This window comes from Kitasatospora sp. NPDC093806 (genome assembly GCF_040683335.1).
GTDB lineage: Bacteria > Actinomycetota > Actinomycetes > Streptomycetales > Streptomycetaceae > Kitasatospora.
The window spans coordinates 1-14,771 of the sequence record NZ_JBFBDO010000149.1; the positions used below are offsets into that span (position 1 = coordinate 1).

Below are 14,771 nucleotides of genomic sequence, written 5' to 3' on the forward strand. Positions count from 1 at the left end.
CGGCGCGCTGCTCACGGCCGCCGCCCGGCGCGAGGGCGGCCACCAGGGCGCCGCCGAGGGCGAAGCCGCCGATCTGGACCAGCCCGGCCGCCAGGTTGAGGGCGGAACGCCCCAGCAGGTAGCCGTCGTCGGTGAGGAGTTCGTGCAGCAGCCCGTAGCGCGCGCCGCCGCCGGCAGCCCCGGCCACGCCGAGGAGGAGCAGCACCGGGAAGAGCGCGGCGACCGGCAGTCCGGGGAGGGCCTGCACGGCCGTGCCCGCGGCGAGCAGCAGGCCCAGCCCGGTCAGCGCGGCGCGCGGCGGCAGCCGGTCGGCGGCCGACAGGACCGTTGCCGCGCCGAGCAGTTGGGCGAAGGCCGGGCCGAACATCGCCAGCGCGGCGAGCAGCGGCGAGTCCGTCCGCCGGAACACCAGCACGCCCAGCGCGAGCCCGGCCGTCGTCTGGGCCGCCGTCTGGGCGGAGGTGGAGAGGAAGAGCGCGGCGAACTCCCGGTCGCGGAACAGCTCTCGATAGGTGCGCATGCCGGGGAGTCTTTCCGGCGTGATCGCCGGGGCGTTAGGTTTTCGCCGGTCGGCGAAAGCACGCGTGGTCGAAAGCACGGATCGGTCGAGAGCATGGGTGGGTCGAGAGCATGAGCTGGTGGCGGGTCGACGCGGACACCCTCGCGGGGAGCCGGTTCGCGCTGTCCCCGCTGGCCGAGACGGTCGCCGCGCTGAAGACCCTGCACCGGGGCGGCGGCGCGCACGCCGGTGAGCACCGCTGGCTGGACGCGCACCTCCCCCGTTACCGGGAGCGGCTGGCGGACAACCCGGTCACGGCCGCGCTGGTCCGGGCCGCGCTGGGGCCGCGCTGGAACGCGACCTTCCTGACGCCGACACCGGGGTCGACCCCGGTGCCCGGGCCCGGGGAGGACCACGGCTTCGCGCGGGAACTGGAGCTGCTCCGCGCCACGCCGCCCGCCGTCGCCCGGGCCGACCTGGCCGAGTCGCTCGCCGAATCCCTGGGGGGCGCACCGCGACCCCTGCCACCGCTGCTGCGCCGCGAGGACCTGGCGGAGCGCGCGGCCGAGCTGCTGGCCTGGGTGTGGGCGGAGACGGTCGAGCCCAGCTGGGCGCGGCGCCGACGGGTGATCGAGGCGGACGTGCTGGCCCGCACCGCCCGGCTCGGCACGGGCGGCTGGGCCGCCGCCCTGGACGACCTGCGCCCCGGCATGCGCTGGCTCGGCGGCGACCGGCTGCGGATCGGCGACCGGACCGACCACCGCAGCGGCCCGCCGATGGAACTCACCGGCGTCGAGCTGCTGTTCGTCCCGGTCACGCCGGGCCAGAGCTGGGTCTGCTGGGACGTACCGCCGGTCGACGGCCGGCGCACCACCCGGCCCGGGCGGCGCTTCGCCGTGGTGTACCCGTGCTCGGGCGTCCTGGCCGAGGAGGGCCGCCGGCCGGTGCCGAAGGCCCTGGCCGCGCTGCTCGGGACGGGCCGGGCCGAGCTGCTGACCCTGCTCGACGGCCCGAAGACCACCACCCAACTGGTCGCCCTGACCGGGCTGCCGCTCGGCTCGGTCGGCCGCCACCTGCGGATCCTGCGCGAGTCCGGGCTGGCCCTGCGCCGCCGGGCGGGCCGCGGGGTGCTCTACCACCGCACCCCGGCCGGCCAGGTCCTCCTGGACGCCGCACCACCCTCCCCCGAACGTCCCTGACGACGCCCGCAGCAGGGCAAGCGACGCGGAACTCCGGCGGGCCCCCGCCGCACCCCGGGTCAGGACTCCTCGGCGGCGCGGCGGGCGGCCTTGACGCGCTCGGCCACCTCGGCGGCCGGGATGCGGCGGAGGGTCACGCCGTGGCGGGCGGCGAGCTCGTCGGCGGGCTCCGGCGTCTGCTCGGCGAGGTCGAGGACCAGCAGGCTGTGGCCCTCGTCGACCTGCTCGGCGAGCACGATCAGCCCGGCGCCGCCCTCGTGGTCGCGCCACGCCTCGGCGGCGCCGCCCAGCGCCGTACCGGCGACCCAGCCCAGCAGGACGCCGATCGGTCCGCCGAGCAGTCCGGCGAGGCCGCCGACCACCCCCGCGCCCACGGTCGACGTGCCCGCGCCGCGCACCTGGCTGGCGGGCACCTCCAGGGTGCCGTCGGCCAGGCGCTCGACGATCGCGGACTGCCGGAGGCCGGGAAGGTGCGCAGCCTCGTCGAAGGCGGTCCGGCAGGCCGCGCGGTCGGTGAAGTCGAGCAGCAGGACGTGGTGGTTGTCGCTCATGGTCACCAGCTTGGCGCAGGACCGGGGCGTCCGGCCCGCCGTGGTCGACCGTCCGTGCGCGTGGATCGGTCGTCAGTCGGCGGCGTAGGTGCGGCGGACGGTGCCCTTGGGGTCGGCGACCAGGTAGCCGCTGATGTGGTAGTCGTTCGACAGGTAGACCCGGATGCTCGGCGCGTAGTCGGGCAGCGGGGCGTCGATCAGCAGGTAGCGGTTGGTCGGGTCCTTGACGTTGAGGGTGTCCAGGGCCTTCTTCAGCAGGGCCGGCACGGTGTCCCAGTCGTACTGGGCGAGGTCGACCGTCTTGTCCTTGCCCATGGAGGAGCCGCTGCGCTTGGTGACGTTGCCGTCGCGGTAGTCGTACCAGTCGTAGGCGCGGCCGTCGGCGGTCGGCACCTGGGCGCTGGCGTGCTCCGGGTAGACGGCGAGCTGCTTGACCCGGGTGCCGCCGGACTGCGCGCTGACGGCGGCTATCACGGTGCGGACGCCGTCCGGGGTGACCAGGTCCTTGGCCACCGGGGTGCCCTTGGGGGCGGCCTGGGTGGTCGCGGCAGCGCTGGGGGCGGCCTTGGTGGTCGGCCCGGCGGGTGTCGCCGCACCCGTCGCGGCCGGGTCGGCGGGGGTCGACGGCGCGGACGGGGCGGCGCCCCGGCCGGCGGCACCGGTGCCGGTGTCCGGGAGGAGGTTCCAGGTGAGCACGCCCGCCAGGGCGACCCCGGCGACGGCGAGGGTGGCCAGGGTGCCGCCGCGGCGGCGGGCCGGCGGCGGGGACGGCGGCGTGGACGGGCCGGTCGTGTCCGGGTACTGCGGTCCGGTGGAGTCGACGTACGCGCCGCCGCCGGTGTCCGGCTCGGTGCCGTACGGCGGGCCGACCGGCGGATGCGGCGTGTCCAGGTAGGTCGGCGCCCAGCCCGGGCCCGGGGCGAACCCAACCGGTTCGGCGGCGGCCGCCAAAGCCCGGTCGAACTGCTCGGCGTCCGGCCGCAGCGCGGGGTCGCGGGCCAGCACCGCCGCCAGCACCGGCCCCAGCTGACCGCACCGGGTCGGCGGCGGCAGCGGCTCGTCCAGCACGGCGGCGAGCGTCGCCAGCGTGGTGCCGCGGCGCAGCGGGTGGTGGCCCTCCACCGCGACGTACAGCAGCATGCCCAGCGACCACAGGTCGGAGGACGGGTTGCCCTCCTCGCCGCGGATCCGCTCCGGCGCGATGTACTCGGGCGAGCCGATCAGCGCGCCGGTGGCGGTGAGCGCGGTGGCGTCCTGCATGGCGGCGATGCCGAAGTCCGTCAGCACCGGGGTGCCGTCGACGCGCAGCAGCACGTTGCCGGGTTTGACGTCGCGGTGCTGGATCCCCGCCGCGTGCGCGGCGCGCAGGGCGGCGAGCACACCGCGGCCGATCCGGGCCGCCTCGGGGACGGTGAGCGGGCCGCGCGCGATCCGGTCGGCGAGGCTGCCGCCGCCGACCAGCTCCATCACCAGCCAGGGGTGGGGGTGGCCGGGGGTGTCCACGATGTGGTGGATCACCGCGACGTTCGGATGCTGGAGCCGGGCCAGCGCGCGGGCCTCGCGCAGCACGCGTTCGCGCAGCTCGTACGCGCCGGCCGGGTCGGCGGCGGCCATCGCCGGGTCCGGCGGGCGGACCTCCTTGAGCGCGACCTCCCGGTGCAGCATGGTGTCCCGGGCACGCCAGACCAGGCCCATGCCTCCGCCGCCGAGACGTTCCATCAGTTCGAAGCGGTCGTCGATGAGCCGCGCCTCGGGCCCCCCAGTGTTCATGCCGCACATGCTAGGGGTGAGCACCGACCGTTCGCTCCCGCCCCCTGCCTGCTGCCGGGGTCCGCCCGTCGCCGCCGAGGAAAGCAGGAGCCCGGGTGGGGTGTCGACCGTTGGCCACACCCCACCCGGGCGTCAGCTACCGACCCCGCCGAGGACGGGGAGCCGCACTGTCACGGCAGCCCCCCGGTTCCCCGAACGGGCGGAGGAGCGTCAGTGCCAGTGGGTGCACACGCCGCCGTCTATGCAGGCCATCGCGGCCCCCGTACCGTCGACCATGTTGCCGTAGCCGGTGGCGCCCGTCGTGCGCCACCACTGGAACCAGTTCTTGTCGTCCTGCACCGAGAACCACTGCCCGGCCGAGGCGCCGGAGATCCGGGCCCAGTTCGCCTTGCACGAAGGGCTGTAGCGGAGTTCGATCGTGCCCTTCGCCGAGCCCACCGATTCGACCGTGTACGCGTCCGCGCCGCAGCCCGCGTTCACCGGGTCCAGCCCGAAGCAGGAGAGCCCGGAGCAACCGGCCGTGACCTGGGGCGTGGCGGCGGACGCGGTCGGAGCGGCGAGCCCGGCGAGGGCCATCGCGGCCGCCGCGGAACCGATCAGGAGCCTGACCGCGCGATTCGTACGCTTCATCGGGATTTCCTTCCCTGAGGAGATGAGGAGAGGGGTGGTTGACGTTGCCCGGCAGGCTCGGCGCTGCCCGCCGCAGGGGGGACCTCAGTGGGCGTTGGTGTAGATGTAGCGCCCGGTGTCCCAGTTGTAGATGGCGAGCTTGATGGTCTTGCCGGCGTCGGAGCGCCCGTAGTCGACGGCACCCCACCAGCCGTTGCCCTCGTCGATCGTGGCGGGGGTGCCGGACCAGTCCCAGCCGCTGCCGTTCCACGTCAGGGTCCACAGGTTCTGGCCCTGGTGGGTGGTGTTGAGGAACGCGTCGACGTACTCGTGACCGTCGCTCCCCCAGTACACGTTCATCTGCGCGTACTCGCCGGTGGCGCCGACGGCGTCGCACCAGTGGTAGTTGGCGGTGGCGCACGCGACCGGGGAGTTGAGCGGCTGCGGCGCGGCGGAGGCCGGCGCGGCGAGGGTGACGGTGCCGCCGATGAGCGCCGCGCTCGCCGCGAGCGCGGCCATCGTGGCACGGATCCTGACGAGTGACATTGCTGTCTCCTTCTGGTGTGGAGAGTGGAGGGGGCTGCTCGGCGGTCCGCGAGCCGTGGGGTCCCGGATGCCGTTGCGCTGCGCAGGAGCGGCGAACACGGCCCGTACGGGCGGTGAGGTCGCCGAGGCACGGTCGTGCCGTCGCCGGGGCCGGCCGTTGCTGTGCTCCGGCCTCGGCACGTTTCGAGTCTTCGCGGCCGACCGGTTGTTGCGCAGCCCTCCTCGCCGCTCGAAACAAATGCGGCTCCGCAGGCCGGAACGCCCGCTGGAACGAGACAGGCTGAGGAGAAGCCGTTGCAGCGGCTTTTCCCGGCCCGTAGGTTGACGCGGCCCGGCGGTGTCGCCGAGCGGGGGGAGGGCACGCGATGGGCCGCCAGGAGAGTCCGCTGGATCCGGCTGCCGGGCCGGTGCAGCGCTTCGCGTCGGAGCTGCGCAAGCTGCGCGGGGAGAAGGGGAACCTCACCTACCGGGTCATGGCCGGCCGGACCCGGTATTCGGTCGCGACGTTGTCGCGGGCGGCCGGCGGACTGCAACTCCCCTCACTGGCAGTCGCCTTGGCCTATGTGGAGGCCTGCGGCGGGGACCTCGCGGAGTGGGAGCGGCGTTGGCACGCGGCGGTGCAGGAAGTGGCCGCCGGGGACGGCGAGGACGGTGCGGACGGCGAGGCGCCGTACCGGGGCCTGGCCCGCTTCGAGCCGGGTGACCGGGACCGGTTCTTCGGCAGGGACCGGATCGTCGCCGATCTGCTGGCCCTGGTGGACTCCCGCCGGCTGGTCGCCGTCGTGGGCGCCTCGGGCAGCGGAAAATCCTCCCTGCTGCGCGCCGGACTGATCCCGGCGCTCCGGGACCGGGGCGCGACGGGCACGGGTCCGGCCGCCATCCGGATCCTCACTCCGGGCCCGCGGCCCGCCTCCGACCACACCGCAGTCATAGCGCCCGGGAACGGCGCGGGCGACACGGTGCTGATGGTGGACCAGTTCGAGGAGGCGTTCACCCTGTGCACCGATCCGTCCGAACGCGCCGCCTTCATCGGCCTGCTCCTGGCGGCGTGCGAGCCGGACAGCCGATTACGGGTGGTCCTGGCGGTGCGAGCGGACTTCTTCGGCCGCTGCGCGGAGCACCACGGGCTCGCCGTGGCCCTGCGGGAGGCCACGCTGCTGGTCGGGCCGATGGGCCCCGCCGAGCTGCGGGAGGCGATCGTCAAACCGGCCGCCGGGGCCGGCCTGATCGTCGAACGCGCCCTCGCCACCAGGATCGTCGAGGAGATCGACGGCGAGCCGGGCGGACTCCCCCTGCTGTCGCACGCCCTGCTGGAGACCTGGCGCCGCCGCAAGGGAAGGGCACTGACGGAGGCCTCCTACGAAGCCGCCGGCGGTGTGCGCGGCGCCGTCGCCCGGACCGCGGAGCGGGCCTACGGCCACTTGACGGCGCAGCAGGCCGTCGTCGCCCGGCGCATCCTGCTGCGGCTGGTCACGCCGGGCGACGGCACACCGGATACGAGCCGTCCCGCCGCCCGTGCCGAACTCGAATCCCTCGGCACCGGCGACACCGACACCGCAGCGGTCCTGGAAGGCCTGGCCCGCGCCCGGCTGCTCACCCTGGACGGCGACACCGTCCACCTGGCCCACGAAGCACTGATCAGCTGCTGGCCGCGGCTGAACGAGTGGGTCGAGGAGGCCCGCGACAGGCTGCGCCACCACCGGCACCTCACCGAAGCGGCCAAAGCCTGGCAGGAACTGGACCACGACCCCGGAGCGCTCTACCGCGGCACCCGCCTGGCAGCGGCCGAGGCGGCCTTCTCGTCCGCTGGGCATCACGAGCACCTCACCCCGCTGGAGTCCCGCTTCCTCACCGCCGGTCTCGCCGCCCGCGACCAGGAGTACCGGAGCGCGGCGCGCTCCACCCGGCGGCTGCGGACCCTGCTCGCCACGCTGTCCGCCCTGGTCGTGCTCGCGCTGCTGGCCGGGGTGACCGCGTGGCAGCAGAGCCTGACCGGCGAACGCCGCCGCACGGAGGCCGCCGCCCGCCAGGCCGCCGCCGCGGCGGACGGCATGCGCTCCTCCGACCCGGTCACGGCGATGCGGCTGAGCCTCGCCGCGTGGAAGACCGCCGATCTCCCCGAGACACGGTCCGCACTGCTCGGCGCCGCCGTCCAGCCGGATCAGGACGTCTTCATCGACCCACCGTCCGACAAGGCCGTCCCAGAGACGCACTTCCTCAGCGGCGACGGGCGCACGTTGGTCGGTGTCAGCCGGGACGAGGTGGTGAAGTGGGACGTCGACACGCACCGCCGAGTGGCGACACTTCCCGGTCTGGGGGGCGAGGCCGGGGACGTGGAGGACATGAGTGCCGACGCCCGGACACTCGCCGTGTTCGAGCACGATCACGTGAACGTGCGGGACCTGATCGCAGAGAGTACGGGCGGCTCCCCGGTGACACGCCACCCGTTCGACCTCGATCTGACCGGAACCGCGGCCCGGCTCGGCCCGAGCGGGCGGACGCTGCTCCTCTTCGCCACCGCAGGCACGGACGACGTGATCCAGGTCCGGGATCCCCGCAGCGGCCGGCTGCTACTCGAACGGCGTGCCGGCGGTGGCGCGCGCAGGCCGGTCACCCGCGACGAGCTGCTTCGGGTACCCGAAGTCAGGCAGCGGCGGATGTGGCTGGAGGACCGCCTGCAGCACTACCCGTACCCCGACGCGGCGATCAGCCCCGACGACCGCCTGATGGCGTTGTGCATTCCGGGCGGGCCGGTCCAGGTGTGGAACGTGCCCGAGCAGCGAGAAGTCCCGCTCCCCGGGGCTCCCGACGCCACCGCGCAGCAGTGCCTCAACCAAGCCGTCGGGTTCACACCGGACAGCCGCCGGCTGGCAGTCGTCGACAGCAGGGGAGTCCGGATCTGGGACATTGCCTCGGGAACGGAACTCCCGCGGATCGACCATCCCGACATCACGGAGGCAGCGTTCAGCGCGGCCGGAACGCTCATGGTGGCCTCGGACGGCAAAGAGGTGCTGCTGTGGCGCCTCGACAGCCCGCCGGCTCCTCTCTTCCGTCATCCGCTCGCCAACACCGACGCCAGCCAGTTCAGGCTGGATCCGGACGCACACTGGATCCGATACTTGGAGGGCACGACCGGAGCGGTGGTTCGCACCATCGACCTCACCCATGCCCTGGCCCCGGCCCGGACGGACCAGCCGATCACGGCTGCCTTGTTCAGTCCCGACGGAAGGACACTCGCCACGCTGTCGTCGCCCGCGGGCGACGGCACGTACCGCTTCCGGCTGCGGGATCCCCGCGACGGAGGACACGTCGTCGACCTGCCGGGCATCTCCTGCCCGTCGAACCCCGACGGCAAGCAGGTTTCCCTCGCCCGCACCGTCCTCATGGCATTCCGTCCCGACGGCGGAGCCTTCGCCTACGGCGTCGTCTGCCGCGAGCAGTTCAGCTCACCGCCCACCGTGTCCGTCTGGGACGTCTACACCGGTCGCATGACCGCAACTCTGGACCTCCTGGCTCCCGAACAGCCCTTCACCGCCGGCGTCAACGCGATCGCCTTCACCCCGGACGGAGGATCGCTGCTGGTCTCGCGGATGCCGCAGCAGGAGTCGATCGACGTCTGGGACGTCTCCCAACGGGCCAGGACGCGCGTGATCCCCGGCATCGGGGGAGAACAACTCGCCATGCGGCCGGACGGACGGCTCATCGTCACCTCGCACAACCAACTCGCCGACCTTCTGTCAGGCCGGGTGGCCTCACGTACGCTCACCCAGAACACCACCCACACGGTGGCGTTCAGCCCGAACGGCGCGTACCTGGCCACCGGCGATCAAGCCGGTCGCGTCACCCTCTGGGACGGCGCCGCCGAGCGGAACCTGGGTGTACTGCCCGGCACCTTCAGACCCAACGCCACCGGGGCGTTCGACCCCATCTCCGCGCTGGCCTTCTCCCACGACGGCCGCACCCTGGCCGCCGCGGGCACCGACGGCACGGTGCGGATGTGGGACCTCGCCTCCCGTCAACCACTCGGCCCGGCCCTCCCCGCGCCGGGAGGCGCCACCCTCTCCTTGGCCTTCAGCCCCGACGGCCGGACCCTGCGGATGGCGACCGAGCACGTACCGGCGCACGAGTTCACGGTCGCCCCGGACCAGGAAGCCACCGCCATCTGCGAGCGAACCGGAGGGGGACTGTCGCGAGCCGACTGGGACACCTACCTCCCCGAGGTGCCCTACCGGAGGATCTGCTGATCACGACCACTCGTGTCGGTGGCCTTGTCGGCCGAACCGCCGAGGGTCACGCTGTGTGCCATGGGGGTATTCGGGGGGCACCAGGCTCGTCCCGCTTGGCAAGCTCTGGGGCGGTTCGTGATCGCGGCCGCGGCTCCGGTCGCCGCTGTGGTGGCCGGCTCGTGGGTGACGGCCACGGTGTACCGGTACACCGCCGACGGGCTGTTCTATCTGGCCATGCTGGTCATCGGACTGGCCGCCCTGATGGTCCACGTCGTGGTCCTCTACCACGGCTCGGCTCGGGAGTCCGTCCCGCGAGCCGTCCTGGCGGCCGCCGCGACCGCTGTGCTACTGGGAGCGTCCGTCTACGGCGTGGTCACCCCTGGCTGGACCGACGTGCAGGCGAGGCACGAACGCGGGGTGACGGTCACCGGCGTCGTGGAACGGCAGTGGAGCCGAGGCTTCGACAGCGGTGGTCCCCTGCCCGGCCGCAGCTTCTACCTCACCGCCCGCGCCCCCGACGGGACCCGCTGGACGCTGGAGACCGACCCCCGCGACGAGCACCTCGGGGTCGGCTGCCCGGTGCTCTTCACCTACGATCCCCGCCACGAGGTCCGCCCCGCTCTCGGCCCCGTCCCCGGCGCGCCGCCCTGGACCGTGCGGACGGCCGCGCTCTACCTGCTCTGCGCCGGATCCCTCACGGCCGCGGTCGCCTGCGCACTCCCCGACTCCCGCCGGCCGGAACGACAACCCGCAGGGCCCTGACCGGCAGTCAAGACGGACAGGCCGTCGAACCCGCCGACGACTCCGCAGGGCCGTTGCGTCGGCGGGTGTGGCGCCCGTGCCGATGGGGACTGCCGTAGTGTTCGGGCGTTTTCTGGTTCCGGCGGCAATCCGCGGGGCCCGCGGTGACGAAGACAGGGCGACCGGTTGTGCCCGCTGTCGGATCCAGGAGGTTCTCATGCTCGGCTGCCGCACCTGGGGCAGGTCGCGACCACCGCACCCGGCCGGGCGTGGCACCGGCGGGGAAGGGGTGGTCCGGTGAGCGGTGTCGTGCACCTGGCCGGGCCGCGGTTCCGGGGGCCGGACCTGCGGGAGCTGGTCGCCAGGACGGCGTTCGGCGACCAGGAGGCGTTCTCCCGGTTGTACGACGCGGTGGCCGGCCCGGTGCTGGGGCTGGTGCGGCGGGTGCTGCGCGATCCGGCGCAGTCGGAGGAGGTCGCCCAGGAGGTGATGTTCGAGCTGTGGCGCACCGCCGCCCGGTACGAGCCGCAGCGCGGCGAGGTGCTGCCGTGGGTGCTGACGATGGCGCACCGGCGCGCGGTGGACCGGGTGCGCGCGGCGCAGGCCAGTGCCGACCGGGATCAGAAGGTGGCGGCCCGCTCGCACACGCCCGCGTTCGACGAGGTCGCCGAGCAGGTCGAGAACCGGCTGGAACGCGAGCAGGTCCGCCGCTGTCTGGAGGCGCTGACGGAGCTGCAGCGCGAGTCGGTCACCCTGGCCTACTACCGGGGGTACTCCTACCCTGAGGTCGCCGAACAGCTGGGCACCCCGCTCGGCACCGTCAAGACCCGGATGCGGGACGGGCTGATCCGCCTGCGCGACTGCCTCGGAGTTGGATCATGAACGCGGCCCCGGACCTGCACACCCTCACCGGCGCGTACGCGGCCAACGCCCTGCCCGAAGCGGAACGGCTGGCCTTCGCGCGCCACCTCGCCCGGTGTCCGGCGTGCGCGCAGGAGGTCGCGGAGTTCGAGGCGACGCTGGCCCGGCTCGGGTCGGCGGAGTCGGGCCCGGTGCCGCCCGGGCTCAAGGCCCGGGTCATGGCGGGAATCGGCGACGTGCGCCAACTCCCGCCGCTGACCGGGCCCGTCGCACGCCGCCGGCGGACCGCGTGGCCGGCCCGGCAGTGGCCCGAGTGGGCGCTCGCGGCCTGCCTGGCCTTGGCCGCCGGCCTCGGAGCGGTCGCCGTCCAGCAGCACGACCGGGCCCGACGCGCCGAGGCCCGGGCGGGCGCCCTGCGCGCCGAGCAGGCCGCCGTCACGAGTCTGCTGACCGCCCCGGACGCGCGAACCACCACCGCGGTCGCCGGGCCGGCCGTCGGCACGGTGGTCTGGTCGGCCGGCCGCGGGCAGGCCGCCTTCCTCGCCACCGGTCTGCCGGCCCTGCCGCCGGGACGCACCTACCAACTGTGGTTCGACGACTCCGGCACCATGCGCCCGGCCGGCCTGCTGCCCGCCGACCGCGGGCAGCTCCTGCTCGCGGGCCCCGTCGACGGCGCCGTGGGCGTCGGGGTGACGCAGGAGCCGTCCGGCGGCTCCGAGCATCCCACCGGGCAGCCCCTCATACTGCTCCCCCTGACCTGACGCGGTCACCGGGCCTGCGAAGGCGTTCGTCCCCGCAGGCGTACCGGCAGCTCTGCCGTTCGGCCATGCGCCGCCGCGGAATTAACTCGTGCGGGTGAACGCGAGATCCCGGGCAAGCCGATGCCGCGGCGCCCCCGAAGACCTGGTGTAAGAGCCCGCACGCCGCGGGCTCCGGCCTGAGACGGGAGCACGATGCCTCCAGAGCACATCGACACCCGACTGCTCGAAGAACTCACCGAGCAGTCCGAGGACTTGAACAGCGACGCGGCGCGGATCACCCGCGACGCGCTGATCGGCTTCGGGCAGGCGGTCGAACCCGTCCGGCGGCGCTGGTGGCAGCGCGGCGGCCTGATCGCCGGAGCGGGTGGCCTGGCGGCCCTGTGGGGCGCCTCGCGGGCCTTCGCCGAGAGCGCGTCGCCGTCCGTCTCCGTCGCGAACGACATCATGGCGCTGCAGACCGCCGCCTCGATCGAGAACCTGGCGGTGGGCGTCTACCAGACCGCCGCCGGGCTGCCGTTCATCAAGGACGGCAACAAGACGGTGGCCGCGTTCATCGCCAAGACCACCCAGCAGCACCAGGCCCACGCGCAGGCGTTCAACGCCGCCGTCACCCGGGCCGGCGGCCGGGCCCAGAACAACCCGGACCCGAAGTACAAGGCCGTCGTCGACCAGGCGCTGCCGACCATCAAGGGTCCCGCGGACGTCGTGAAGCTGGCCATCACCCTGGAGGACGTGGCGGCGCAGACGTACACCAGGAACGTCTCCCAGGTCTCCGACGCCGACCTGCGCAGGCTGTTCGCCTCGGTGGCGCCGGTGGAGGCCCAGCACCGCGCCACGCTCCTCGCGGTGCAGGCGCTGCTCGCGGGCAACGCCGCCGACCTGATCACCATCCCGGTCGACCCGGCGAAGCTGCCCGCCGCGGCCGGCAGCGTCGGCTTCCCCGACGCCTTCCTCAAGACCGACAACGCCTCCCCGATCAGCGAAGGGGCCATGAAGTGACGACCACCGAAGGCTGGGAGCTGCCCATCAGCGAGCGTGAACTCGCCCGCCTGACAGGCGAGATGCACGAGGCCCACCAGGACAGCCTCCCCGCGATGCGGGCCGGCGCCCTGGACCTGACGGAGGAGATCCGGGCCCGCGCGGCCGGTGCGCCGCGGGACGCGGGCCGGCGGCGGTTCCTCCTCGGCGCCGGTGGCGCGGCGGTCGCCCTGACCCTGGCGGCGTGCTCCAGCGGCAAGTCCGGCAGCGCCCCGCCCTCCTCCGCCGACGCGTCGACGCCGTCCTCCGGGGCGGCCTCCGGGGCTGCGTCCGCGGCGGCGTCCGGGCTGTACACCGGTGACCTCAGGGTCGTCGCGCTGGCCACCGCGCTGGAGAACCAGGCCGTCGGCGCCTACCAGGCCGCCCTGGACGCCGCGAAGGCCGGCAAGCTCGGCACCGTCCCGCCGGCGGTCGCGACCTTCGTCACCACCGCGATGGCCCAGCACGCCGACCACGCCAAGGCCTGGAACGCCGTCCTCACCGGCGCCGGCAAACCCGCCGTCACGGACGTGCCGCTGTCCAACCAGGCCGACACCGTGGCCGCGCTCGGCAAGGCCGCGAGCGTCGGCGACGTCGCCAAGCTCGCCCTGGCGCTGGAGGACCAGGCCGCCCAGACGTACCTGTTCGCCACCTACAGCGTCACCAGCCCGGCCGGGATCGCCACCGCCGCCACCATCGCCCCCGTCGAGGCGATGCACGCGGCGATCCTCAACTACGTGCTCGGCCAGTACCCCGTCCCGGACGACTTCCTGCCGGTCGACAAGGCCGCCGGCCCCGCCCTGCTCACCGTCTGAGCGGGCGTCCCGAAAGCCGGTGCGGGCCCGGGCGCGAGACCTCCGCTCCCCCTCCCCCGGGCCCGCACCGATCCCCTCTCCCGGAACGGACCGCACCCCGTGACCGCCGTACGCCTCCACCGCGCCCTCGCCGGTTCCCTGCTCGCCCTCGCGCTCGGCGCCTGCTCCTCCGGTCCGTCCGCGCCGGCCGGCACCCCCTCGGGTGGCGCGTCGGCCGACGCCCGGATCACCATCGACGGCTTCCGGTTCCGGCCGACCGACCTCACCGTGCGCCCCGGGCAGAGCATCACCGTCCTCAACGACGACTCCGCCCCCCATACGGTCACCGCCGAGGACGCGTCCTTCGACACCAAGGCCATCGGACCGGGAGCGTCGGCGACCTTCACCGTCCCTTCGAGGAAAGGCAGTTACCCGTACCTCTGCAGCATCCACCAGTACATGCGCGCCACCCTCACCGTCGGCTGACCGATGTCCAGCGCCCCGTCCCGCCTCCACGGGCGGTCCCGAAACACCGCAGCCCGAAGGAGGCGGGGCGAGGGAGACGAGCGGCTCGATCGCCCTGGGGGCCCCGCGTGTCCGGAACATCCCGAACCACCTCGGATCCTTCGTGTCTTTCGTGCAGCCCGAAAAGCCCGCCGACGATCCCTGCGAAGAGTCGCGGAGCAGCGCGGGGGCGTCCTGTCAGCTGGTCTTCGTGCCCGGGCCGGGACCGGATGGGTAACCGTGGGGCCCAGGCACCCGTTTCACCCGCCCGGCCGAACACAGGGGCGCTGAGCTGGGGTTCGGCCACTCCGCTCGGGCGGTCCGGGTCGCCGGCGAGAACTACACCGGCGACACCCAGGCCGACATGCTGCGCCTCAACGTCGCCGTGCCCCCGTCCGCCAAGCCCGACATCCTGGGCCTGGTGGCCGGGGACGCGGCCGGCTTCCCCAACGGGCGCCGGGTCTTCGACGACGTCGTCACGATCGAGCTGCGCGCCGTGGCGGGTCTGACCCTGCCGCTGGTCGACCCCTCCTTCACCCTCGACGCCGCCACCGGCGCGATCACCGACGGCCTGACGCCCGCCGACGTCAAGAACCCCTACCTGGACACCTTCCCCTACCTCGGCGTCCCCTACGACGGCTACCACAACCCGTCCAACTGAGCGGGCGCCCGCCGTGGTGCGGAGTGCCACTC

General features: G+C 74.1%; 12 protein-coding genes and 2 pseudogenes. 9 read left to right on the plus strand and 5 right to left on the minus strand.

What is annotated here, in order from left to right:
* Window positions 1–520, minus strand: a pseudogene (locus tag AB0N76_RS36665) (MFS transporter); the annotation flags it as partial.
* A 110-nt stretch (window positions 521–630) separates the two neighbouring features.
* On the opposite strand from AB0N76_RS36665, the gene AB0N76_RS36670 reads away from it, so the two are divergent.
* Window positions 631–1,698 carry a winged helix-turn-helix domain-containing protein gene (locus tag AB0N76_RS36670; RefSeq protein WP_363564908.1) on the plus strand — a complete coding sequence of 356 codons (1,068 nt, stop codon included), beginning with the start codon at window positions 631–633 and terminating at the stop codon, window positions 1,696–1,698.
* A gap of 59 nt (window positions 1,699–1,757) precedes the next feature.
* Here the strand turns inward: AB0N76_RS36670 and AB0N76_RS36675 are convergent, their stop codons facing one another.
* From AB0N76_RS36675 to AB0N76_RS36690, 4 genes are all read right to left on the minus strand, one after another.
* Window positions 1,758–2,249 carry a histidine kinase gene (locus AB0N76_RS36675; RefSeq protein WP_363564910.1) on the minus strand — a complete coding sequence of 164 codons (492 nt, stop codon included), beginning with the start codon at window positions 2,247–2,249 and terminating at the stop codon, window positions 1,758–1,760.
* A gap of 72 nt (window positions 2,250–2,321) precedes the next feature.
* Complete coding sequence (locus tag AB0N76_RS36680; protein WP_363564912.1) at window positions 2,322–4,019, minus strand: serine/threonine-protein kinase; 1,698 nt, start codon at window positions 4,017–4,019, stop codon at window positions 2,322–2,324.
* A gap of 210 nt (window positions 4,020–4,229) precedes the next feature.
* Entirely contained in the window at window positions 4,230–4,649 is a 420-nt protein-coding gene (locus AB0N76_RS36685; protein WP_363564914.1) for a DUF2690 domain-containing protein, read from the minus strand.
* 84 nt (window positions 4,650–4,733) lie between these two features.
* Window positions 4,734–5,174: a hypothetical protein gene (locus tag AB0N76_RS36690; RefSeq protein WP_363564916.1), complete on the minus strand. Its 441-nt coding sequence runs from the start codon at window positions 5,172–5,174 to the stop codon at window positions 4,734–4,736.
* A 365-nt stretch (window positions 5,175–5,539) separates the two neighbouring features.
* On the opposite strand from AB0N76_RS36690, the gene AB0N76_RS36695 reads away from it, so the two are divergent.
* From AB0N76_RS36695 to AB0N76_RS36730, 8 genes and pseudogenes are all read left to right on the plus strand, one after another.
* Window positions 5,540–9,418, plus strand: a complete 3,879-nt coding sequence (locus AB0N76_RS36695) for a hypothetical protein (RefSeq protein ID WP_363564918.1) — start codon at window positions 5,540–5,542, stop codon at window positions 9,416–9,418.
* 165 nt (window positions 9,419–9,583) lie between these two features.
* A complete protein-coding gene (locus AB0N76_RS36700) occupies window positions 9,584–10,162 on the plus strand; it encodes a hypothetical protein (RefSeq protein WP_363564920.1) in 579 nt (192 codons plus the stop codon).
* Between the two features lie 276 nt (window positions 10,163–10,438).
* Window positions 10,439–11,023, plus strand: coding sequence for a sigma-70 family RNA polymerase sigma factor (locus AB0N76_RS36705; protein WP_363564922.1), 585 nt, complete (start codon window positions 10,439–10,441; stop codon window positions 11,021–11,023).
* Window positions 11,020–11,763, plus strand: coding sequence for an anti-sigma factor (locus AB0N76_RS36710; protein ID WP_363564924.1), 744 nt, complete (start codon window positions 11,020–11,022; stop codon window positions 11,761–11,763). The genes AB0N76_RS36705 and AB0N76_RS36710 overlap by 4 nt, the downstream gene beginning before the upstream one ends.
* 192 nt (window positions 11,764–11,955) lie before the next feature.
* On the plus strand, window positions 11,956–12,762 hold the full coding sequence (locus AB0N76_RS36715; RefSeq protein WP_363564926.1) for a ferritin-like domain-containing protein: 807 nt from the start codon (window positions 11,956–11,958) through the stop codon (window positions 12,760–12,762).
* Entirely contained in the window at window positions 12,759–13,595 is an 837-nt protein-coding gene (locus AB0N76_RS36720; protein ID WP_363564928.1) for a ferritin-like domain-containing protein, read from the plus strand. Before AB0N76_RS36715 ends, AB0N76_RS36720 begins: the two co-directional genes overlap by 4 nt.
* 99 nt (window positions 13,596–13,694) lie before the next feature.
* A complete protein-coding gene (locus tag AB0N76_RS36725) occupies window positions 13,695–14,060 on the plus strand; it encodes a cupredoxin domain-containing protein (protein ID WP_363564930.1) in 366 nt (121 codons plus the stop codon).
* A 376-nt stretch (window positions 14,061–14,436) separates the two neighbouring features.
* A pseudogene (locus AB0N76_RS36730) lies at window positions 14,437–14,739 on the plus strand (DUF4331 family protein); the annotation flags it as partial.
* Window positions 14,740–14,771 lie beyond the last annotated feature (32 nt).

What these genes read in the sequence shown, in the direction of transcription:
- AB0N76_RS36715 (WP_363564926.1), top strand. Translation starts at nt 11,956, where the DNA reads ATGCCTCCAGAGCACATCGACACCCGACTGCTCGAAGAACTCACCGAG.
- AB0N76_RS36675 (WP_363564910.1), bottom strand. Translation starts at nt 2,249, where the DNA reads ATGAGCGACAACCACCACGTCCTGCTGCTCGACTTCACCGACCGCGCG.
- AB0N76_RS36710 (WP_363564924.1), top strand. Translation starts at nt 11,020, where the DNA reads ATGAACGCGGCCCCGGACCTGCACACCCTCACCGGCGCGTACGCGGCC.
- AB0N76_RS36690 (WP_363564916.1), bottom strand. Translation starts at nt 5,174, where the DNA reads ATGTCACTCGTCAGGATCCGTGCCACGATGGCCGCGCTCGCGGCGAGC.
- AB0N76_RS36680 (WP_363564912.1), bottom strand. Translation starts at nt 4,019, where the DNA reads ATGAACACTGGGGGGCCCGAGGCGCGGCTCATCGACGACCGCTTCGAA.
- AB0N76_RS36695 (WP_363564918.1), top strand. Translation starts at nt 5,540, where the DNA reads ATGGGCCGCCAGGAGAGTCCGCTGGATCCGGCTGCCGGGCCGGTGCAG.
- AB0N76_RS36685 (WP_363564914.1), bottom strand. Translation starts at nt 4,649, where the DNA reads ATGAAGCGTACGAATCGCGCGGTCAGGCTCCTGATCGGTTCCGCGGCG.
- AB0N76_RS36670 (WP_363564908.1), top strand. Translation starts at nt 631, where the DNA reads ATGAGCTGGTGGCGGGTCGACGCGGACACCCTCGCGGGGAGCCGGTTC.